We start from the raw sequence: 19,637 nt of genomic DNA on the forward strand, positions 1-19,637 counted from the left end.
GTCTCTCCCCTTCGCCGCCGGTCGGCCGACCATAGCGGCGCGGGCCCGACGACCACCCGCGTGGGGTGGCCGCCGGGCCCGCCGACGGTTCGGTCAGGTCAGGAGACGTTGACCGCGGTGTCGTCAACCACGAAGGACGTCTGGTACAGGATGTCCTCGGCGGCGGTGAACTTCAGGGTGACGGTCTGGCCGGCGTACGCGGCCAGCGAGAACGACTTCTGGCTGTACCCGGCGGCCTTGTTCAGGTTCGAGTAGGTGGCCAGGGTCGCCAGCACCGTCCCGGAGGAGTTGAGCACCTGCACCTTGAGCGTGTCGTACGCGGAGATGGTGGTCGTCTCGGCACTGTCGATGTGCAGCCAGAAGCTGAAGTTGTACGAGGTGCAGCCGGCCGGCAGGCTCACCGACTGGGAGAGCGTGTCGGTGTGGGTGGTGCCGTAGCCGTCCATCCAGGCGTTCCAGGTGCCGCCGTGGGTCGGTTGGCCGCTGGAGCCGTACTGGCCGATGACGCCGGACGAGGCCGTCCAGACGGTGTTGCCGGACTCGAAGCCGGGGTTGCCCAGCTTCTGGCCGGCGCCGGTGCAGCCGCCGCCGCTGCCGTTCACGGTCAGCGTGTAGGTCGCGGTGTGGGTCGCCGAGGTGCCGGTGCCGGTGACCGTGACCGAGTAGGTGCCGGGCGCGGTGCCCGACGTGGTGCTGATGGTGAGGGTGGACGAGCCGCCCGAGGTCACCGAGGACGGGCTGAACGACGCGGTGGCGCCGCTCGGCAGGCCGGACGCGGAGAACGTCACGGTCTGCGCGGTCCCGCTGGTGGTCGCGGTCGACGCGGTGGTGGAGACGGCGTTACCCGCGGTCACCGAGCCGGAGGTCGGCGAGAGCGAGACGGAGAAGTCGTTGCCGGTCGAGCCGCAGGGCGCGTCGTTGCCGGCCACGTTCACCGCGGTCCACGCGGCCTGGACGGTCTTGTACTCGGTGGAACAGCTGCCGTACAGGTCGGTCGCCGCCCTGAGGGTGTAGGCCCGGGCGGTGTTCGCGGGGTTGCTGGTGTTGACGTACGAGGTGTTCGAGGTGAAGTACACGTCGAGCGCCCGGTACCAGATCTTCTCCGCCTTGGCCCGGCCGATGCCGGTCACCGCCGGGGCGGAGCCGCAGACCGGCGAGGTGCCGTACGCGGTCGAGCCGGTGCCCTCGGCGAGGTTGAAGAAGAAGTGGTTGGCCGGGCCGGACGAGTAGTGCACGTCGACGTTCTTGGTCGAGGTGGACCAGCAGGAGTGCGAGGAGCCGTCCAGCGACGGGTTGTACATGTAACGCAGCGGGGTTCCGTTGCCGTTGATGTTGATCTTCTCGCCGATCTGGTAGTCGCCCGGGTCGCTCGGCGCGTTGGCGTAGAACTCGACCATCGTGCCGAAGATGTCGCTGGTGGCCTCGTTGAGACCGCCCGACTCACCGGAGTAGGTCAGACCGCCCGTCACCACGTTCTCGGTGACGCCGTGGCTCATCTCGTGGCCGGCCACGTCCAAGGCGACCAGCGGGCGGGAGTTGCCGGAGCCGTCGCCGTAGGTCATCTGGGAGCCGTCCCAGTAGGCGTTGACGTAGTTGCTGCCGTAGTGCACCCGGCTCGGCACGCCGGCGCCGTTGCCGAAGATGCCGTTGCGGCCGTGCACGTTCTTGAAGTAGTCGAACGTCTTCGCCGCGCCGAAGTGGGCGTCGACGCCGGCGGACTGCCGGCTGGAGTTCGCCCCGGTGCCCCAGGTGTTGTCGGCGTCGGTGAAGGTGGTGCAGGTGCCGGTGGTGGTGTTGTTCATGTCGCAGGTGCGCCCGTTGCCGTGCGACGGGTCGACCATCTGGTAGGTGCTGCCGGAGAGCGTGGTGTCGACGCTGACCGTGCCGGAGTAGATGCTGTTGCCGGTGCCGGCGACCGACTCGATCTCGTCGTACGAGCCGATCGTCCTGCCCGTGGTCGCGTCGGTGATGACGTGCAGCTTGGACGGGGTCTGCTTGTCGGCCTTCCAGCCGGAGGCGACGGTCTCCCAGGCCAGGCGGCCCTTGCCGGAGCTGGCATCCACGAAGAGCTCCGGAGCGCCCACCTCGGTGAGCGTGCCGGAGAACGCCCTGCGCGCGCTGTCCTTGGCCGCGGCCGAGCTGATCTTGGCGGTGGTGCCCAGGGTGAGCGGCGCGACCAGGCCGACCGACGCGGCGGTCATGGCGCCGTTCGGGGCGGCGTGGATGACGAAATCACCGCCGTAGACGCGCAGGCCGTGATAGGTCCGGGTGTACCGGGTGTGGGTGGCCCCGGAGGGGTCCACCTTGGTGCGGACGGCCTGGTACGCCTCCCCGCTGGCGCCCTGAACGGCACCGGGGTGGGCACGGAGCAGGCCGTCCGCACGATCGGCGGCGGATTGCGAGGCAGGGGCGCTGGGGGGTGCCGCGTACGCCGTGGTGGTGACGCAGGTCAGCACGCCGCTGATGAGCAGAGCTGCGCTGACGGCGGCAAGAGGTCTTTTCACGAGCCCTCCCGACGGGGGAAAGTTGTGACGGGGGTAGTCACGGATGTAGATATAGCGATACAACGAGGAAAGCGGAAGAGGGCGCGCGTTTCCTGCCGGGGACATTGACCGTTCGGACGAGGCGGTGCAGGTGGCTGGAACCGCGTGACCCCGCCGTGCGTCCCATCGGCATGAGATCAACCCCCGTCGCGGCGGTCGTCCTCGCCGTGCTTCTCACCCCACTCGCCGGTTGCGCGCAGACCGACGGGACCACCGCCACGGAGACCGGCCAGGCCACCGCCGCCCAGGCCGGCGCCACCACCGCCCCGGCCACTCCCGCCGCCCCGACCACCGCGGCCACCGACACCGGTTCGCCGGGCCGCCCCGGCGTCGACGTGGTGCTGACCAAGTCCGGTGGGATCGTCGGGCTGGAGGACACCCTGACCGTGGCGCCCGACGGACACTGGACCAAGGTCGACCGGGCCGGCGCCTCCCGTACCGGCCAGCTCAGCCCTGCGGACCTGAACCGGCTGCGGCAGCTCACCGCCGACCGGCGCCTGCTCGCCGAGGCGTCCGCCACCATGACGACCATGTGCGCGGACGCCTTCACGTACCGGCTCACCGTGGGCGCGGTGACCACCGGCTACGTGGACTGCCCGCCGGAGGTCACGCCCCCCGCCGCCACCGCCGCCGTGGTCGAACTGCTCACCGGCCTCATCGACTGACAACCCCGCCCGCGCCACCCGGGAATCGCCCAAATTCACGGAAAGAGTGGTCATCCGCACCGGGATGACCCCTTTCCGTGAATCAGGCGGGGGTCCGCGCTCAGGCGACCGCCTCGCGCAGCGCCCGCCGCAGCGTGGTCGACACCCAGCCCCAGCCGGCCACCACGGCCACCGCGAAGGCCACCATCGCCACCGGGTGCCCACCGGCCATCAGGGCCAGCCAGGCAGCCGCGAAGAAGCCCCCGGTCACTCCGCTGTACGTCGCCCAGCCGCGCTCACCGCGCCGGGCGAAGCGGCGCGCGGCGACCAGGCAGGCCGCGATCAGCGCCGTGAAGGCGACCGCCCCGGCCCCGAAGTGGGCGACTCCGTGCCAGCTCACCGCGCCCGGGCCGCGGGGCGTACCGGCCGGGAAGCCGTCCAGCGGATCGGCCACGAAGATCCCGGCCAGCACCAGCCCGACGCCGTACTGGCCGATCAACCAGGGGCCACTGACCGGACCGAGGCCGGGGTGGGGGATCCGCCGTAGGGCCAGGGCCGCCCCGACGCAGAGCAGGCCGGCGACCACGAAACTGGCGATCTGCACCCAGCCCAGGTCGCCGGTGCTGAGCACGCTCACCGGGTGCCGGCGTGGGTCGAAGCCCGCCCGGGTCAGCGCCTGGACCAGCGCGACCGCCACCCAGAGCGGGCCCGCCAGGACGCCGCCCATGAGCAGGGCCCGCTCCCCGGTCACCCGGGCCGCAGACCGTTCGATCGTCTCGGTCACCGGACCGCTCCCTCAGGCCCGCGGGAACATCTGGCCGATCCGGATCTTGTTGCCGAACGGGTCCCGGATGCCGAAGTCGATGCCGTACGACTGCTCGGTCGGCTCGTCGTAGACGTCCACGCCCTTCGCCACCAGGTCCTCGTACGTCTTGTGGGCGTCGTCCGTGGTCATGAAGAGGTGGCCGCCGAGCGCCCCCTTGGTGAGCAACTCGCGGACCTGCTCGGCGGTGGCCGGGTCGAGGGCCGGGGGCCCGGGCTTCTCCAGCAGGACCTCGCGCTCCGGGTCGCCGGGCAGGTTGACCGTGAGCCAGCGCATGAAGCCGAGGTCCGCGTCCGTGTTGACCTCCATGCCGAGCTTGCCGACGTAGAAGTCGAGGGCCTCGTCCTGGTCGAGGACGTAGATCTGGGAGCGGGAAATCGCGTTCATCGTCATGCCGAAGACGCTAGGCCAGACCGCCGACCCGCCGCTTATCCAAAACTGATGGATTGGCTGGTCAGATGGTGGCGCTCGGGCGCATCCACGCCTTGATGAAGCAGCTCGGCACGGCCGCCGGCGCCGTCTTGCGGGTCCGGTACGCCGACGGCGACTCGCCGACGATGTCCCGGAAGGTACGGCTGAACGTGCCCAGGCTGCCGAAGCCGACCGCGTAGCAGATCTCGGTGACCGGCTGGTCGGTCCGCACCAGCAGGTACATGGCCCGCTCGACGCGCCGGCGTTGCAGGTAGCGGTGCGGCGTCTCGCCGAAGGTGGCGCGGAAGGTGCGGATGAAGTGCGCCTCGGAGACGTGCGCGATCCGGGCCAGCGTGGGGATGTCCAGTGGCTCGGCGTACGCCCGGTCCATGGCGTCCCGGGCGCGCAGCATCGCCCGGTTGGACTCCTCGGCCGCCCGGCTCACCCGTCCACCACCACCTCCAGGGCACGGAGCTGCTCGGGATCGGCCACCACCTCGATGCCGATGATCCGGTCCGTGACGGTGAAGCTGAGCACGAGGCGGATGCGCCCGTCCACGACGACCAGGGCGCCCGCCACCCCGTCGACGTACGCCGGCACCGCACCCTGGGCCCGGCCGTTGAAGAAGTCGGCCACGGCGGACGACCCGCGCATCTCGCCGGTCCCGCCCATCCGGACGGCGGCGGCGTCGCCGCGCAGCACCACGTACGGGTCGAGCAGGCTGACCAGGTCGTCGAAGCGCCCCTCCCGGGAGGCGGCGAGGAACGCCTCGACGACCCGGCGCTGGCGGGTGGGGTCGGCTACCGGGTCGGCCGAGCGGCTCTGCACCCGGCGCCGAGCCCGGCTGGCGATCTGCCGTACGGCCGGGGCGCTGCGATCGACCACCGGCGCGATCTCGTCGAAGGAGACGGCGAACATGTCGTGCAGCACGAACACCAGGCGCTCGGTGGGGCCGAGGGTGGTCAGCACGACCTCCAGCGCCTGACCGACCGACTCGGCGAGCAACGCCTCCTGCTCCGGATCGCGGCCGCCGGCCGGCTCGGCCGCGGACTCCTCCCCGGCCGTGTCGGTGGACTCCTCGTGCCGCGCGCTGCCGGACCGCAGCCGGTCCAGGCAGACGCGCCCGACCGTGGTGGTCAGCCAGCCCGGCAGGTTGTCGATGTCATCGAAGTCGGCGCGGCTGAGCCGCAACCAGGTGTCCTGCACGGCGTCGTCGGCCTCGGCCGCGGAACCGAGCATCCGGTGGGCGACCGCGCGCAACCGGGGCCGCTGCTCCTCGAAACGGTGGACCAACACCTCGGTGCCGCTCACGATCCCGTCATCCCCCCGCGACCTTCGGGTGACCGCCGTCACATCTGTCACGTCGTCCGTCCCTCCCCCGACATCCCGATGACGGACGAACGACAGCGATGGCGGCGCGACGAACGCCGGCCAGCCTAACAGGACAGGATGGATCAAAATGACGCTCGATGCCCGTATCCAGAACCCGGCCGCGCTGCTCCCCGACACGATGAAGGCGATCAACCTGCTCTACAAGGCCGCCCACTCGGCCGGCGTCCCCGACAGCACGTTGGAGCTGGTCCACCTGCGGGCCAGCCAGATCAACGGGTGCAGCGCCTGCGTCGACTCCGGGGCGCGCAACGCCCGGAAGAACGGCGAGACCGAGGAGCGGCTGTTCGCGGTGGCCGTCTGGCGGGAGACCCCGTACTTCACCGAGGCCGAGCGGTCCGCGCTCGCCCTGGCCGAGGCCGCCACCCGGCTCGCCGACCGGAGCGACGCGGTGCCGGACGAGATCTGGGACGAGGCGGCCCGGCACTTCGGGGAGAAGGAACTGTCCGCGCTGGTGCTCTGGATCGCCACCACCAACTTCTTCAACCGGCTGAACGCGACGACCCGCCAGCCCGCCCCGCAGCACTGGGGCTGACGGCGCTTCGGCGCGGTCGCGGTCGCCCCGGTGACGACGACCGCGCCGGGCCCGGCGTCACGTTCGGCTGTCGCCCGGCTGCGAGGCCGCCTTCGAGGCCTGCTGGGCGGCCTCGATGACCTCGGTCAGCGTGGCGTGCAACTTCCGGAGGTCGTCGAGGGGCATACCGAGCCGCTCGACGATGGCCGGAGGGATCCGCTCGGCCTGCTCGCGCAGTGCCCGCCCCTTGGCGGTGAGCGTCACCGCGAGGCTGCGCTCGTCGGCCGGGTTCCGCTCACGCTGGAGGTAGCCGATCGCCTCCAGGCGCTTGAGCAGTGGCGACAGGGTGCCCGGATCGAGTTGCAACAGGCGGCTCAGTTCCCGTACGGACAGCGGCGCGTGCTGCCAGAGGGCGAGCATCACCAGGTACTGCGGGTGGGTCAGTCCCAACGGTTCGAGCAGCGGACGGTACACGGCCACCACGCCGCGGGCCGCGACGGACAGGGCGAAGCAGACCTGCTGCTCCAGAGCCAGCGGGTCATCGATCTGGCTCAGGCCACCCGTCCCGTCACCGTCGTTCGCCACGGTGCTACGGTACCAATAGTTGGTGCACCAACCATTTGACCACCAACTAACGTCGCGGGACGGAGAGTGGACGATGACTGCCGAGGAGAAGAAGGCACCTGGTGAGGGTGGGCGCCTCCTGGGATGGGTGTTCCGGAACCTCGCCGGTCCGGCGACCGTGGAGAACGCCGTCCAGGGGGGCTCCCAGCAGCAACGCGACCTGTGGAAGCAGGACCTCGAGCGGCGTAAGCAGTGGAGCCGCGAGCAGCGGGAGCGCAAGCGCGCCGAACGCGAGGCCCGGCGTTCGCACTGACCGAGCCGCGGTGGGCCTCCGGTCCACCGCGGGAGTTCGCGGAGCGCGAACTCCCGCCCCATCACCTGTCACGCCACGCAGAACTCGTTGCCCTCGGGGTCCTGCATGACGACGTGTCCCAAGGTGTCGCCGTACCACTCCTCGCGAAGCACTGTCGCACCGGCAGCGACCAGTTCGGGCACCTTCTGCTGGATCAGTCGTGCGCGCTCGGCCATGTCCCCGGGGCCCGGGCCAGCCACCCGGACATCGATGTGCATCCGGTTCTTGGCGGACTTGCCCTCGGGCACCTTCAGGAAGCCGATGGCGGGTCCCCTGCCGTCCGGGTCGACGATGGACGCGTTGTCGGGCTCGTCGAAACCGGGCTCCTTGACATACCCAAGGGCAAGCGCCCAGAAGGCAGCAATCCGCTGGGGATCCTCGGCGTCGCACCCCAGAGTCCAGTAGGTCGCCATGGCGCCAACGTACGCGGGGCCAAGACATGGATGTCAGCCTCCCGCCCGGTTGCCCAGTTGCGGGCATGCCAGGCGGGTTTTGGCTGGTGCGGGTATGGAGCCCGGGCCGGGATCGAACCGGCGACATCTCGCTTACAAGCTCTGTTCAGCGCGTCCGCACGCTTCCGGGTACGGCCGCAAGCTCGGAGTCTCGTCCATGCCAGCCCTGGTCAGTGCGCTGCCGTTCGGCCCGGTTGCCGCCAGCGTTGCTGTCGGTGCCGGCGTCGTCGGTTGACGTTCGGGTCCGGCGCGCATCGGGCTCGCGCTGCCTCTTGCCTGCCGTCTCCCGAGGGAAGATGCCCTGGTTACCCTGCCGCCATGCGGAGTGCTCTGAGTCGACCAGCGCGACGCCGGATGCTGAACCATCTGCCGGGAGCCGTACGGGAGGCCGATTGGATCACGCGCCTCGTGTCCGGATTCCTCGTCTGCCTCGCCGTCACGAGCGCGCTGGGATGGTGGTTCACCCTGCCTGACGCCTGGGACAGCGTCAGGGCTGTCGCCGGGGGCGTGACCGGATCCGCCGCCGTGACCTGCGAAGAGAGCGCCACGAAATGGGGCCGTGGCTGGACCTGCACAGGCCCCTTCACGTCCAGCACAGGCGACGTTTACATCGACAGGGTCCAACTCTTCATGCGCTCAGACCAGCCGCCTGGACCGACGGTAACCGGTCGGGTGAGTCGCCCAGAAGCGACGTGGATGTGGCCCGACGGTGAGATCGGATGGCTGCCCGCGGTAGCGCTGGCGGTCGGACTGCCGATTCTCGCTGGCTACCTCTTCCATCTTGCCGTCGAGGCCATTGAGCCATTGGGCCGCCAGCCGAACCCGAAACAGAAACCCCGCGAAGGCCCTCCTGAGATGGGCAACCGAGCACGGCACCGCCGCCGCCGCCGCAAATAATGATCAAGAACCCGCTCCGCGGCGATGAACTGGACGGCCGGGACCGAGGCTCCTATGGACCAGGGGCAGTAGCCGATGGCGACGTACGAGCTGCCGTGGTCGTCGTGACTGATCAGGCCGTAGCAATTGTGTTGGGGAACGGTATGGCACGGTTGTGGCTCAATTGTCGTCGATGCGACGGCGTTGGCACGGCGGCGCGGAGGGGGAGGGTGGAAGGCGACTTGGTGAGCGAGGACCGCCCAGTAGCTCTGTGACTGCGTACACTGCCTGACCCTGAGCGGCTGTGGAGCCGGCTCCTGGACGACCGGCGCGCCTTCGCGCGGCCACCGCCCTCATGCCTGGGGCTTGCCGCGCGGACCCCGGCGCGCCCCTCCCTGCGCCGCGCTGCTCAGGCGCGGCACGGCCGGCTGCCGGCGACGAACCTCCACCACTCCCCCAGCTGTCCCGTCCGCGGCGGCCCCGGGCTCCCCGCTCTCCGCGCCCGCCGCCGGGCATCAGGCGTGACGGCCGCGCAGCGACAGCGGCAGCGGCCGGCGCGCCCAGGCGGCGGCGCGTGCGGCCCGTCAAGGGCCGCCTTGAGAACAGGTACAGAAACTTTGAACTTTGCCGGCAGCCGGCCCCAGGTGTCGTGCGCCGGTTGATGGTTGACACGGCGGCCTCGGATGACGCTTGACATGATCGCGGCAATCGCGCGAATCGCGGCAGGTCAGCGTATCTGCGCTCGGTGTGCAGTGGTCACAGTTCGATACGGCGCAGCCACCAAGGGAGGTCCTGCCGGGCGAACGGGTTGTTGACCGAGCGCGCCAGATAATGATCATCGAGAGGACGAAGCGCTTCGGCTAACTCGCGCCTCGCCTTGCGCCGAAGCGCCTGCGCGGCGTGCTCCAGCAACGTACGCACGTGGCAGTCACCACCGCGCCAGTCCTCAGGGTGAGCGTCATAGCTCCGAACGGCACTGGCACCGGACCGCCGCCGGCTGCTCGATGCCCATCGGCGGAACGCATGTGCCACTTCTCCCGGGAGAAGTCCGTTGGCGTGCTCGAAGGAAGCTATCTGGCGGTTGGCCGAAGCAGACAACCCACGGATCAACGGTGGTCGACCGTATCGGCGTCGCCGAGGCACGTGAGACCTGATCTCGCCCGGAGTCCGGCGAGGCATGACCACTTCCAACGTCGTCCCGCGAAGAACCTCATGCTAGAGCAGTCTCTTCGCGGCGTCGACGAGCTCCCGCCGTATCCGCACATCGGCTATGAGCGGACGTGCTGCCAGTTCGGGGGCAACACTGGCGCTCTCAGACTCAGCGTGATCATGTCAAACATCAGGTGAGGCCGGTTCGTCAACCATCATGCGAGACCAGGCACCGGCAGCCGGCCAGGTCGCGTGTTTCCACTCCAGCCTGGGAGGTTGAGGGATGAGAAGGAGACTGGCCAACGCCCTTGCGGCAGTCCCGGACTTCAACTTCGGCGGATCCCCGCTATTTGTCATAGAAGGTTCCATTTTAGTGGCTGCGGTGTATCCAGTAGAGGAGTTTGAGCTGCCTGGATATGATCCGCACAGCAAGCACGAACACGGGTACGAGTCAGAAAATGGGGAGGCGTGCCAAACTTGTCCACATCCACGCGTCCGCGCGGGCTTTCCATCGCCCTTGCCGCGACGCTCGGCCTAACCGGTCTCACAGTGTTTGCCGCTGCCGAGTCCGCCGCCGCGGCACCGCACTACGCGACCGCCCCATCCATCCAGATCGGATACACGGACCAGGCGACCACGCACACGGCGTACGACTGGGCCGAGGGCGTCGATCTGCCATTGGGTGCTCGAATCGACCCGAAGGGCGAGAGGCACAAATCGCGTGTCTATGCAACCTTTGACTTGTCGCAATTTGCCGGCAAGGAGGTCTTCGGTGGCACTGTGCGCATCCGGGAGCGGAGCGCGGCCGACTGCACCAAAAGGGCCATCGAAATATGGCGGGTGAATCCGGTAAGCAAGACGCCGACCTGGGGAGGTGCCCCCGAAGAGTTGACGAAACTCGACGAGATCACCACTCCGGAATACTGCCCCACCGCCAACATCACCTTTGATGCCTCGGTGGCGCTGAAGGACGCGGCGGCCAAGGGCGAGACGCGGGTGACGTTCATGCTGCGGGTTCCCAAGAAGCACGAGGGTGAGGTCAGCTACGGCCGGACTCTGAACTGGTACAACAGCGTATCCCTGAATGTACAGTACAACTCGGCGCCGCTATTGGACGAGGCCCAGATGTACAACGGTGGCCGGTTGTGCGCAACCGCGGCGCCCTATCCGGCGCTTTCGGCCCTGGCTGACACGCTCCAGGTCATCGGGCACGATCCCGACCTGAAGCAGTTCGATGCACTGGGGTACGAGTTCGCGTTGTGGCCCGTCGACGATCCGTCCAGGCGGACGGAGATCAGCGTGCCGGGCGGCAGTGCAGAAATGTTCAACACGGGCAGGGTGCCGGCTGCCGTTCTCGTCGACGGTAAGAGCTACTCCTGGCAGGCCCGCGTGAGTGACGGGCTTGCGACCTCCGCTTGGTCGAAGGTGTGCACCTTCGTCGTCGACAAGACAAGGCCTTCACGGCCACAGGTCTCATCGTCGAACTACCCGAAGGCCGATACCGGGCAGTCGACGCCCCCCGGCGTGCCGGGAGAGTTCACCTTCTCGGCCGGTGGAGACACCGACGTCATCGGGTTCACCTACCAATGGTTTGACCAGTCGGGTGGCGTGCAGGGTTGCGAGGTCGCCCCAGGCGGTCGGTTCGACTGCGACGACCCGTTCACCAGTGACAGGGTGCTCAAGGCGGATGTGCCGGGCGGCACGGTAACTGTGCCGATCATCCCGCCAAATCCCTATACCAACACGCTCTACGTACAATCGGTCGACCGCGCAGGGAACACCTCCGCCGCAGTCGGGTACGAGATGCGGGTGCCGTCGACCGAGCCGACGATCAAGGCCCTCGGCACACCGGAGTGGGGCAAGCCGTTGACGCTGAAGTTCACTCCCGCGCCCGGGATGCCGGGTGTCACGAAGTACGAGTATTTCCTGAACAATGGCCAACCACAGTTTGTGGCAGCCGGCGAGGACGGTACCGCTACCATCAGTTTCACCGCTGGCAACGCCTCCGGGCATTCCGTCAGGGCGCGGAGCCACAGCGCCAACGGCTGGATCTCGCCCTATGGGTACTGGCACTTCGCGTTCGATCCCGGGCCCGGTGTCACGTCCGACGTCTACCTGTCCGACGGCGAGCCGCATGGCGGTGTCGGCGTGCCCGGTACCTTCACCTTCTCACCACCCGTGGGCTGGAGTGAGGTGGGCTACTACCGTTACTCCTTCAATGGCGAGGACTTCTTCGACGCACCCGCTGGACCTGATGGTCGGGCCAGCGTCACATGGACACCGGAAACGAGTGGCCCTGTGAACCTCGACGTGTTCGTGATCCGCCCGGACGATACGTGGGGCGACTACGGCACCTTTTACCAGTTCACCGTCGCCTGAATTGCGGAAGCAATCGCAGTTGATGAGTGGGCTGGAGGATTCCGACTCTTCAGGAGTCGAGTTGATCAGGGCAACGCGGTCGGAGGCGCCCGCGAGCGGCCTGGCGTGATCAAGGTGCGCTGAGCGCGCACAACACTGTGGCGGGGCACGGAATCCGTGCCCCGCCACAGTGCCCTCCACCTCCTGGCCCCGCCCCCACATGATCCTCAGGCCATCGCAGGTCACTCCCACGTCGATGTCACGATGATGATCTACCGCCCATGCCAGGATGGCGGAGCAGACGGAGGCCCTGCGCAGGCTCGGTGAGGCGTTCGGCCCGGTCGACTGACGTCAGAAATGGATGTCAGCCTCCCGCCCGGCTGCCCAGTTGCGGGCATGCCGGGCGGGTCTTGCCTGGTGCGGGTATGGAGCCCCCGGCCGGGATCGAACCGGCGACATCTCGCTTACAAGGCGAGTGCTCTGGCCAGCTGAGCTACAGGGGCGCGTCGTGCCGGGGTCAGCATAGCGACTGAGATCCGGAAATCCCGCTCCGCAGGGCCCCCGAGCACGGAAAACGTCAACTTCCCGACGTCGACGCCAACGCCTCGCCGCAGATCGGGCAGCGAACGATGGGGATTGCTGTCCCGCCGTGCCCGTATGACCGTTATGCGGTATGCGCTCCGTCCCACCGGATGCGCCTTGTCTTGGCAGGGTCGGAAAACCCGTTTACCGTGCAGTGACACGGACGACACTCCGGTCGGCCTCGGCTGCCCGGCGTACGCCCGTTGGCCGGCACCGTGGGTGCCGGTCGCTCCTTCACTCGGATCGTCCGGCACGTTCCTGCCGGTGAAAGGAAGCGCTCCACCATGGCTACGGTCACCTACGCGAAGGCCTCCCGGATCTACCCGGGCACCGAGCGCCCCGCGGTCAACCAGCTCGACCTCGAGATCGGGGACGGCGAGTTCCTCGTCCTGGTCGGCCCGTCCGGTTGCGGCAAGTCCACCAGCCTCCGGATGCTCGCCGGCCTGGAGGACGTCGACGACGGCGCCATCTACATCGACGACCGGGACGTCACCCACCTGCCGCCGAAGGCTCGCGACATCGCGATGGTCTTCCAGAACTACGCCCTCTACCCGCACATGACGGTGTACGAGAACATGGCGTTCGCGCTGAAGCTGCGCAAGACCTCGAAGGCGGAGATCGACCGGCGGGTCAAGGAGGCGGCCGGGCTGCTCCAGCTCGAGGAGTTCCTCAACCGCAAGCCGAAGGCGCTCTCCGGTGGTCAGCGCCAGCGGGTCGCCATGGGCCGCGCGATCGTCCGCGAGCCGCAGGTCTTCCTCATGGACGAGCCGCTGTCGAACCTCGACGCCAAGCTCCGGGTGCAGACCCGTACGCAGATCGCGTCGCTGCAGGCCAAGCTGGGCGTCACCACGGTCTACGTCACCCACGACCAGGTCGAGGCCATGACGATGGGCCACCGGGTCGCGGTCATGCTCGACGGCGTCCTGCAGCAGGTGGACACCCCGCGGGCGCTCTACGACACCCCGGCCAACGTCTTCGTCGCCGGCTTCATGGGCTCCCCGGCCATGAACATCAAGACCGTGCCGCTGAACGAGCAGGGTGCCGCGTTCGCCGAGATGAACGTCCCGCTGACCCGCGAGCAGGTCGCCACGGCCAAGGCCGAGGGCGGCGACGGCAAGGTCACCGTGGGCTTCCGGCCGGAGGACTGCGACCTGGTCAGCCCGACCGAGGGCGGCATGCCCGTCGTGGTCGAGCTGGTCGAGGACCTGGGCTCCGACGCCAACATCTACGGCCACGCCGCGCTCGAGGGCCACAACGAGCGCTTCGTCGTCCGGACCGACCGCCGCTCCATGCCGAACATGGGCGACACCGTGTTCGTGAAGCCGCGTGCGGGCCGCAGCCACGTCTTCCACGCCACCACCGGCAAGCGGATCTGACGTACGGAGAAAAGGGGCGGTCCGCCACGGCGGACCGCCCCTTTTCGTGTCTTCCGGGTGAAACTACGCCTGGACGGCGCGGCGGCGGGCGACCTCGGCGAGGGTGACCGCGGCCGCGACGCTGGCGTTGAGCGACTCGACGTCGGAGACCATCGGGATGCTCACGGTCAGGTCGCAGGTCTCACCGACCAGCCGGGACAGCCCGCGACCCTCCGAGCCGACCACCACGATCAGCGGGCCGACCGCGGCCTCCAGGTCGTACAGGTCGGTCTCGCCGTCGGCGTCCAGGCCAACCACGACGAAGCCCGCGTCCTTGCACGCCTTCAGCGACCGGGTCAGGTTGGTGACCTGGGCGACCGGCACCCGCGCGGCCGCGCCGGCGCTGGTCCGCCAGGCGGTCGCGGTGATCCCGGCGGCCCGCCGTTCGGGTACGAAGACACCCTGCGCGCCGAACGCGGCGGCGGACCGGATCACCGCGCCGAGGTTACGCGGGTCGGTGACCCCGTCCAGCGCGACCAGCAGCGGGGCGGCCTGCTCCAGCGAGGCCGCCACCATGTCCTCGAACGGCTCGTACGCGAACGGCGGCACCTGGAGGCCGACGCCCTGGTGCAGCACACCGCCGGTCATCCGGTCCAGCTCGGCCCGGCTGACCTCCAGGATCGCGATGCCCCGGTCGGCGGCGGTCCGGACGATCTCTTTGACCCGGTCGTCGATGTCGATGCCCTGCGCGGTGTAGAGGGCGGTCGCCGGCACCTGGGCGCGCAGCGACTCCAGCACCGGATTCCGCCCGACCAGCAGTTCCGGGCTGTCCTTGGCCGGGTTGGCCTTGCGACCGGGGGCGACCCGGGGGCCACCGCGGCCGGGGGCCGCCTTGCCCTTGCCGCCCTTGAACGGGACGCCGGCCCGGCTGCCCTTGCCCCAGGTGGTGTCCTTGGTGCCCGGCTGGCCGATCTTGGGGGCGCGCCCCTCCTCGGCCGCCGCGCGGCGCTCCTTGTCCTGCTTCCAGGCGGTGCGCTGCGGGAGCTTCTCGGTGCCCGAGTACGCCTTGTGCCACGGTCGCTCGTCGGCGGGCAGGGTGCGGCCCCGGCCCGCGAGGGCGTCCCGGTTCTTGCCGCCGGAGCCCTTCGGGGCACCCGCCTTCGGCGTCAGTCGCCGGCCACGGCGCTGCGAGTTGCCGGCCATCAGTCCTGCTCTCCAATAGTCCAACGCGGGCCCTGGGGGGTGTCCTCGACAACCACGCCGGCCTGCTTGAGCTGGTCGCGTACGGCGTCGGCGGCAGCCCAGTCCTTGCGGCCGCGGGCCTGAGCGCGCTGCTCCAGGGCGAGCGCGATCAGGGAGTCCACCACGCCGCGCAGGTCGCTCGCGCGGCCGCCGCCGGTCCAGGCCGGGTCCAGGGGGTCGACGCCGAGGATATCCAGCATCGCCCGGGTGGCGGCCAGCGTCGTGCGCACGGTCACATCGTCGCCGGCGGTCAGCGCGGTGTTGCCGTCCTTGACCACCTCGTGCAGCGCCGCCAGGGCGGCCGAGGTGTTGAGGTCGTCGTCCATCGCGGCGACGAAGCCGGGCGGCAGCTCGCCGGGCTGCCCGCCGCCGACCCGCTCGGCGGCCCGCTGCACGAAGCCCTCGATCCGCCGGTACGCGACCGCGGCCTCGCGCAGCGCGTCCTCCGAGTAGTCGATGCGGGACCGGTAGTGCGCGGCGACGTAGTAGTAGCGCAGCTCCACCGGGCGCACCCCGAGGGAGGCCACATAGTCGAGGTCGAGGGCGTTGCCCAGCGACTTGCCCATCTTGGTGCCGCCGATGCCGAGCAGCCCGTGGTGCACCCAGTAGCGGGCGAACGGCAGGTCGGCCGCCTGGGACTGGGCGATCTCGTTCTCGTGGTGCGGGAAGGTCAGGTCGAGCCCACCGCCGTGGATGTCGAACTCGGGGCCCAGGTAACGCCAGCACATCGCCGAGCACTCGATGTGCCAGCCGGGCCGGCCCCGGCCCCACGGCGACGGCCAGTACGCGTCCGCCGGCTCGTCCGGCTTGGCGCCCTTCCACAGAGCGAAGTCCCGCGGGTCACGCTTGCCGCGCTCCGGGGCGTCCCCGGCGGACTGCATGTCCTCCGGCGACTGGCCGGAGAGCGACCCGTACGCCGGCCAGGAGGCCACGTCGAAGTAGACGTCACCGGAGCCGTCGGTGGCCGGGTAGGCGTGCCCGGTCTCGATCAGCCGGGCGATCAGCTCGTGCATCTCCGGGATGTGGCCGGTGGCCCGCGGCTCGTACGTCGGCGGAAGCACGTTCAGCGCCCGGTACGACTCGGCCAGGATCTGCTCGTTGGCGTACGCGATCGACCAGAACGGCCGATCCTGCTCCATCGCCCTGACCAGGATCTTGTCGTCGATGTCGGTCACGTTGCGGATGAAGGTGACCTCGAAGCCGGACGCGGTCAGCCAACGGCGCAACACGTCGTAGTTGACGCCGGAGCGAAGGTGGCCGATGTGCGGCGGAGCCTGGAGGGTGAGACCACACAGGTAGACGCCCACCTTGCCGGCTTCCCGGGGAACGAAGTCCCGGACCGTTCGGGTGGCGGTGTCATGCAGGCGCAGCGTCACCGTACAAGGGTAGCCGCCCGCGCATTTCGAGGTCGGCGGGAGCCGGGTCGTACGCTGCGTGCTGTGGAGACGGCGGCACGTGCGGGAGAGACGGCGCAGACCCTGGACCGGGGCCTGCGCCTGCTGCACCTGGTCGCGGACGCGCCCGGCGGGCTGACCGTCACCGAGGCGGCGAACCGGCTGGGCATCGGCCGGGCGGCGGTCTACCGGCTGGTCGGCGCGTTGACGGACCACGGCATGCTGCGCCGCGACGGCGAGGGCCGGCTGCGGCTCGGCGTCGGCGTCCTGCACCTGGCCCGGCGCGCCCAGCCACTGCTCGCCGAGGGGGCGCTGCCGGCGCTACGCCGGCTGGCCGAGCAGGCCGGTGCGACGGCGCACCTGACCGTGGTCGAGGGTGGCGAGGGAGTCGCCCTCGCGGTGGTGGAGCCGAGCTGGACGTCGTTCCACGTGGCGTACCGGACCGGATCCCGGCATCCGCTGGAGCGGGGCGCCGCGGGTCGGGCCATCCTCGCGGGCCGGGCGGGCGCGGCCGGCCCGGTCAGCACCAGCGGTGAGCTGCAGTCCGGTGCCTACGGGGTGGCCGCGCCGGTGCTCGGGGTGGCCGGGCTGGAGGCGAGCGTCGGGGTGGTGTCACTGACCCCGCTCGACGTGGGCGTCGTCGGCGACCAGGTGTGCGCCGCCGCGGCGGCGATCGCCAGCGCACTGTCCTGACCGGCGCGCCGAGCGGGCGGCGCCAGCCAGGATCGTGACGGGCCCTACCACGTGAGTGGCCACTGTGGCTGGTTGTCCACAGGGCGCGTGCGCGCGGCGGGCGGCGGCTGTCCACAGGGGTGTCGCAGGACGGCCACCGGCCGCCAGGCTCGTCGACATGCCTCCGCATCCGCACCGGCCCTCCGAGTTGGCCTGGCGGGTCTTCCGTGGCTCGGACGTGATCCGGCGCGGGCTGCTGACCCGGCACCAGCTCCGGGGGGCGTCCTGGCTCCGCCTGCGCCACGACGTCTACGCCGACTCCCGCCTCGATCGCGACCACACGTTGGCCTGTCGGGCCGCGCTGCTCCGGATGCCGCCAGGCGCGCTGGTCGCCGGCCCCTCGGCCGCATACCTGCATGGTGTGGAGCACGCCGCCGGTTTCGAGGACGACGTGCATGTCCTGCTGCCGCCGTCGGCCCGGGCCGACGCCCAGCCCGGAATCCGTATCCACCGCGCCGGCCCCGCCCTGGCCCCCACCCACGCATACCTCCTCGTCGTCGGCACCGCCCTGGGGAGCACCATCGGCACCGCCGCCGATCGGGCCGACAACGCGGGGGGTCATGGCGAGGGCTCGTGGCCCGTTCCGACGTCGGCCCGTCCGGCCGCCGCCCGGCCGATCCGAAGCGAGGCCCCGCCGGCGACCCGTCGACCGGGTCCGGTCGAAGCAGAGCCGATCCAGCCAGGTCGTTCGTCCGGGCTGGCGCGTACCGGCCCGGCGGCCTGCGCCTGGGAGACCGCGGTGTGGGCCGACCCGGTGCAGGCGGTCGGCGTCATCGACGCGCTCTTGGGCATGGGCCTGGTGAGCCGGACCGCGCTCGCCGACGTGGCGGACCGCAACGGCGAGCGACCGGGTGGCCGGCGAGCGCGCTGGGTGTTCGGCCTGGCGGATCCGCAGGCGCAGTCCCCGCCGGAGTCGCACCTGCGGGTCCGGCTGATGCTGGCCGGGCTGCCCCGACCCGTCGCGCAACATCCGGTCCGGCTGGGGTCCGGGCTGGTGCTGCACCCGGGCCTGGCCTGGCCGGAGTTCCGGGTCGCCGTCGAATATCACGGCCTTCGACATGTCGACCCCGGCCAGCCGCACCGCGACCGGGAGCGGCTCACGCAGTTCGTCGGCGCGGGCTGGCTGGTGCTGCACGTAACCAGCCGCCGGCTGCACCGGGACTTCGCCGCAGTGGTCCGCGAGGCCCGGGCAGCGCTGGTCTCGCGGGGGTGGCAGCCGTGAGGCACGCCAGTCACCGACATGGCGGTGCCCGGAGCACCTCTATCGTTCGGCGGCCAGGGCCGGCTCGGCCGGCGCGGGCGGGACCACCTGTGGCGCGGCACGCAGCTCGTCCAGCCGGACCAGGGCGACCCCGACCACGATCAGCGCACCGCCGAGCAACTGGACCCCGGTGGGCAGCTCGGCCAGCACCAGCCAGGCGATCAGCACCGCGAACATCACCTCGGTCAGCCCGACGAACGAGGACAGCCGCGCGCCGAGCAGCCGGGCCCCGGCGACGCCGGTCGAATACGAGACCACGGCGGCGATCAGCGACAGGCCGGCGATCGGCACCAGCCAGCTCATCCGGTGCCCGGCGAAGCTGACGTCGGCGGTGCCGGCCCGCAGCGGGAGCGCCCCGACCACGCCGAGCAGGGCCAGCGCCAGCGCGCCGACGGCCATGCCGCCGCTCGCCATCGCCACGGACGGCAGCGCGGCGTCGACCCGACCGGCGATGACGTAGTAGCCGGCCAGCCCGACCCCGGCGCCGAGCCCCCAGAGCACCCCGACCGGGTCGAGCCGGCCGGCGCCGGTCAGGTCCAGCACGAACACCAGCCCCCCGAGCGCGGTCAGTGACCCGGCCACGGTGAGCAGTCTGGGCCGCTGTCCGTGGACCAGCCACATCCAGCCGACCACCAGCACGATGCCGAGGTATTCCAGCAGCAGCGCGACGCCGACCGGCAGGTAGCGGACCGCGTTGAAGAAGCACGCCTGGGCCAGCGCCACCCCGAGCAGTCCGAACACGACGACCGTGCCGGCATTGCGCCGGAGCACCGGCCACCGCCCGCGCAGCGCCAGCAGGCCCGGCACGGTCAGCACCAGCGCCGCGATGCCGACCCGGGCCAGCACGACCGCCTCGGCGGACCATTCGCCGGTGATCAGCGGGCGGGCGAAGGTGCCCGAGGTGGCGAAGGTGAGCGCGGAGATCAGGGCAAGGCCGAGGCCGACGCCGGGCCGTTCACGCATCGACAGCTCCTTGGTCCGAACGACCGGTCATGA

At 70.4% G+C, this 19,637-nt stretch carries 19 protein-coding genes and 1 tRNA gene; 8 read left to right on the forward strand and 12 right to left on the reverse strand.

The window, feature by feature from the left end:
• Positions 1-98: 98 nt before the first annotated feature.
• Positions 99-2,504: a M4 family metallopeptidase gene (locus ACNAVT_RS23615; protein ID WP_416299338.1), complete on the reverse strand. Its 2,406-nt coding sequence runs from the start codon at positions 2,502-2,504 to the stop codon at positions 99-101.
• 170 nt (positions 2,505-2,674) lie between these two features.
• On the opposite strand from ACNAVT_RS23615, the gene ACNAVT_RS23620 reads away from it, so the two are divergent.
• Complete coding sequence (locus ACNAVT_RS23620; protein ID WP_416299339.1) at positions 2,675-3,208, forward strand: hypothetical protein; 534 nt, start codon at positions 2,675-2,677, stop codon at positions 3,206-3,208.
• A 100-nt stretch (positions 3,209-3,308) separates the two neighbouring features.
• Here ACNAVT_RS23620 and ACNAVT_RS23625 read toward each other — a convergent pair whose 3' ends face one another.
• From ACNAVT_RS23625 to ACNAVT_RS23640, 4 genes are all read right to left on the reverse strand, one after another.
• Positions 3,309-3,971, reverse strand: coding sequence for a DUF998 domain-containing protein (locus tag ACNAVT_RS23625; protein WP_416299340.1), 663 nt, complete (start codon positions 3,969-3,971; stop codon positions 3,309-3,311).
• A gap of 12 nt (positions 3,972-3,983) precedes the next feature.
• Positions 3,984-4,403: a VOC family protein gene (locus ACNAVT_RS23630; RefSeq protein WP_416299341.1), complete on the reverse strand. Its 420-nt coding sequence runs from the start codon at positions 4,401-4,403 to the stop codon at positions 3,984-3,986.
• 61 nt (positions 4,404-4,464) lie between these two features.
• Positions 4,465-4,866 carry a helix-turn-helix domain-containing protein gene (locus ACNAVT_RS23635; protein WP_416299342.1) on the reverse strand — a complete coding sequence of 134 codons (402 nt, stop codon included), beginning with the start codon at positions 4,864-4,866 and terminating at the stop codon, positions 4,465-4,467.
• Complete coding sequence (locus ACNAVT_RS23640; RefSeq protein WP_416299343.1) at positions 4,863-5,732, reverse strand: sigma-70 family RNA polymerase sigma factor; 870 nt, start codon at positions 5,730-5,732, stop codon at positions 4,863-4,865. The genes ACNAVT_RS23635 and ACNAVT_RS23640 overlap by 4 nt, the downstream gene beginning before the upstream one ends.
• Before the next feature lie 148 nt (positions 5,733-5,880).
• Here ACNAVT_RS23640 and ACNAVT_RS23645 point away from each other — a divergent pair, with 148 nt between their 5' ends.
• Positions 5,881-6,345, forward strand: a complete 465-nt coding sequence (locus ACNAVT_RS23645; RefSeq protein WP_416299344.1) for a carboxymuconolactone decarboxylase family protein — start codon at positions 5,881-5,883, stop codon at positions 6,343-6,345.
• A 57-nt stretch (positions 6,346-6,402) separates the two neighbouring features.
• Here ACNAVT_RS23645 and ACNAVT_RS23650 read toward each other — a convergent pair whose 3' ends face one another.
• Positions 6,403-6,870: a MarR family winged helix-turn-helix transcriptional regulator gene (locus tag ACNAVT_RS23650; protein WP_416299398.1), complete on the reverse strand. Its 468-nt coding sequence runs from the start codon at positions 6,868-6,870 to the stop codon at positions 6,403-6,405.
• A 112-nt stretch (positions 6,871-6,982) separates the two neighbouring features.
• On the opposite strand from ACNAVT_RS23650, the gene ACNAVT_RS23655 reads away from it, so the two are divergent.
• Positions 6,983-7,201: a hypothetical protein gene (locus ACNAVT_RS23655; protein WP_416299345.1), complete on the forward strand. Its 219-nt coding sequence runs from the start codon at positions 6,983-6,985 to the stop codon at positions 7,199-7,201.
• A 68-nt stretch (positions 7,202-7,269) separates the two neighbouring features.
• On the opposite strand, the gene ACNAVT_RS23660 is transcribed toward ACNAVT_RS23655, so the two are convergent.
• A complete protein-coding gene (locus tag ACNAVT_RS23660; RefSeq protein WP_416299346.1) occupies positions 7,270-7,653 on the reverse strand; it encodes a VOC family protein in 384 nt (127 codons plus the stop codon).
• 393 nt (positions 7,654-8,046) lie between these two features.
• Here ACNAVT_RS23660 and ACNAVT_RS23665 point away from each other — a divergent pair, with 393 nt between their 5' ends.
• Complete coding sequence (locus ACNAVT_RS23665; RefSeq protein ID WP_416299347.1) at positions 8,047-8,589, forward strand: hypothetical protein; 543 nt, start codon at positions 8,047-8,049, stop codon at positions 8,587-8,589.
• 735 nt (positions 8,590-9,324) lie between these two features.
• On the opposite strand, the gene ACNAVT_RS23670 is transcribed toward ACNAVT_RS23665, so the two are convergent.
• On the reverse strand, positions 9,325-9,489 hold the full coding sequence (locus tag ACNAVT_RS23670; RefSeq protein ID WP_416299348.1) for a hypothetical protein: 165 nt from the start codon (positions 9,487-9,489) through the stop codon (positions 9,325-9,327).
• A gap of 705 nt (positions 9,490-10,194) precedes the next feature.
• On the opposite strand from ACNAVT_RS23670, the gene ACNAVT_RS23675 reads away from it, so the two are divergent.
• Complete coding sequence (locus ACNAVT_RS23675) at positions 10,195-12,096, forward strand: hypothetical protein (protein WP_416299349.1); 1,902 nt, start codon at positions 10,195-10,197, stop codon at positions 12,094-12,096.
• Between the two features lie 405 nt (positions 12,097-12,501).
• Here ACNAVT_RS23675 and ACNAVT_RS23680 read toward each other — a convergent pair.
• Positions 12,502-12,578: transfer RNA gene (locus tag ACNAVT_RS23680), tRNA-Thr, on the reverse strand.
• A 363-nt stretch (positions 12,579-12,941) separates the two neighbouring features.
• On the opposite strand from ACNAVT_RS23680, the gene ACNAVT_RS23685 reads away from it, so the two are divergent.
• On the forward strand, positions 12,942-14,033 hold the full coding sequence (locus ACNAVT_RS23685) for an ABC transporter ATP-binding protein (protein WP_416299350.1): 1,092 nt from the start codon (positions 12,942-12,944) through the stop codon (positions 14,031-14,033).
• Positions 14,034-14,096: 63 nt separating this feature from the next.
• On the opposite strand, the gene rlmB is transcribed toward ACNAVT_RS23685, so the two are convergent.
• Together rlmB and cysS are read right to left on the reverse strand one after the other, a co-directional pair.
• On the reverse strand, positions 14,097-15,215 hold the full coding sequence (rlmB, locus tag ACNAVT_RS23690) for a 23S rRNA (guanosine(2251)-2'-O)-methyltransferase RlmB (protein ID WP_416299351.1): 1,119 nt from the start codon (positions 15,213-15,215) through the stop codon (positions 14,097-14,099).
• On the reverse strand, positions 15,215-16,630 hold the full coding sequence (cysS, locus tag ACNAVT_RS23695) for a cysteine--tRNA ligase (protein WP_416299352.1): 1,416 nt from the start codon (positions 16,628-16,630) through the stop codon (positions 15,215-15,217). The genes rlmB and cysS overlap by 1 nt, the downstream gene beginning before the upstream one ends.
• Before the next feature lie 63 nt (positions 16,631-16,693).
• On the opposite strand from cysS, the gene ACNAVT_RS23700 reads away from it, so the two are divergent.
• Together ACNAVT_RS23700 and ACNAVT_RS23705 are read left to right on the forward strand one after the other, a co-directional pair.
• A complete protein-coding gene (locus tag ACNAVT_RS23700) occupies positions 16,694-17,341 on the forward strand; it encodes an IclR family transcriptional regulator (protein WP_416299353.1) in 648 nt (215 codons plus the stop codon).
• Positions 17,342-17,498: 157 nt separating this feature from the next.
• Positions 17,499-18,602: a hypothetical protein gene (locus ACNAVT_RS23705; protein WP_416299354.1), complete on the forward strand. Its 1,104-nt coding sequence runs from the start codon at positions 17,499-17,501 to the stop codon at positions 18,600-18,602.
• A 39-nt stretch (positions 18,603-18,641) separates the two neighbouring features.
• Here ACNAVT_RS23705 and ACNAVT_RS23710 read toward each other — a convergent pair whose 3' ends face one another.
• Positions 18,642-19,604, reverse strand: a complete 963-nt coding sequence (locus ACNAVT_RS23710) for an EamA family transporter (RefSeq protein WP_416299355.1) — start codon at positions 19,602-19,604, stop codon at positions 18,642-18,644.
• Between the last annotated feature and the right edge of the window lie 33 nt (positions 19,605-19,637).

This window comes from Micromonospora sp. SL4-19, from assembly GCF_047921475.1.
In the GTDB taxonomy this organism is placed as follows: domain Bacteria; phylum Actinomycetota; class Actinomycetes; order Mycobacteriales; family Micromonosporaceae; genus Micromonospora.

Bases quoted from the DNA above. Each gene is read 5' to 3' on its own strand.
- ACNAVT_RS23620 (WP_416299339.1), top strand. From the start codon at position 2,675: ATGAGATCAACCCCCGTCGCGGCGGTCGTCCTCGCCGTGCTTCTCACC.
- ACNAVT_RS23630 (WP_416299341.1), bottom strand. From the start codon at position 4,403: ATGACGATGAACGCGATTTCCCGCTCCCAGATCTACGTCCTCGACCAG.
- ACNAVT_RS23645 (WP_416299344.1), top strand. From the start codon at position 5,881: ATGACGCTCGATGCCCGTATCCAGAACCCGGCCGCGCTGCTCCCCGAC.
- ACNAVT_RS23655 (WP_416299345.1), top strand. From the start codon at position 6,983: ATGACTGCCGAGGAGAAGAAGGCACCTGGTGAGGGTGGGCGCCTCCTG.
- ACNAVT_RS23660 (WP_416299346.1), bottom strand. From the start codon at position 7,653: ATGGCGACCTACTGGACTCTGGGGTGCGACGCCGAGGATCCCCAGCGG.
- ACNAVT_RS23665 (WP_416299347.1), top strand. From the start codon at position 8,047: ATGCTGAACCATCTGCCGGGAGCCGTACGGGAGGCCGATTGGATCACG.
- ACNAVT_RS23685 (WP_416299350.1), top strand. From the start codon at position 12,942: ATGGCTACGGTCACCTACGCGAAGGCCTCCCGGATCTACCCGGGCACC.
- rlmB (WP_416299351.1), bottom strand. From the start codon at position 15,215: ATGGCCGGCAACTCGCAGCGCCGTGGCCGGCGACTGACGCCGAAGGCG.
- ACNAVT_RS23705 (WP_416299354.1), top strand. From the start codon at position 17,499: ATGCCTCCGCATCCGCACCGGCCCTCCGAGTTGGCCTGGCGGGTCTTC.
- ACNAVT_RS23710 (WP_416299355.1), bottom strand. From the start codon at position 19,604: ATGCGTGAACGGCCCGGCGTCGGCCTCGGCCTTGCCCTGATCTCCGCG.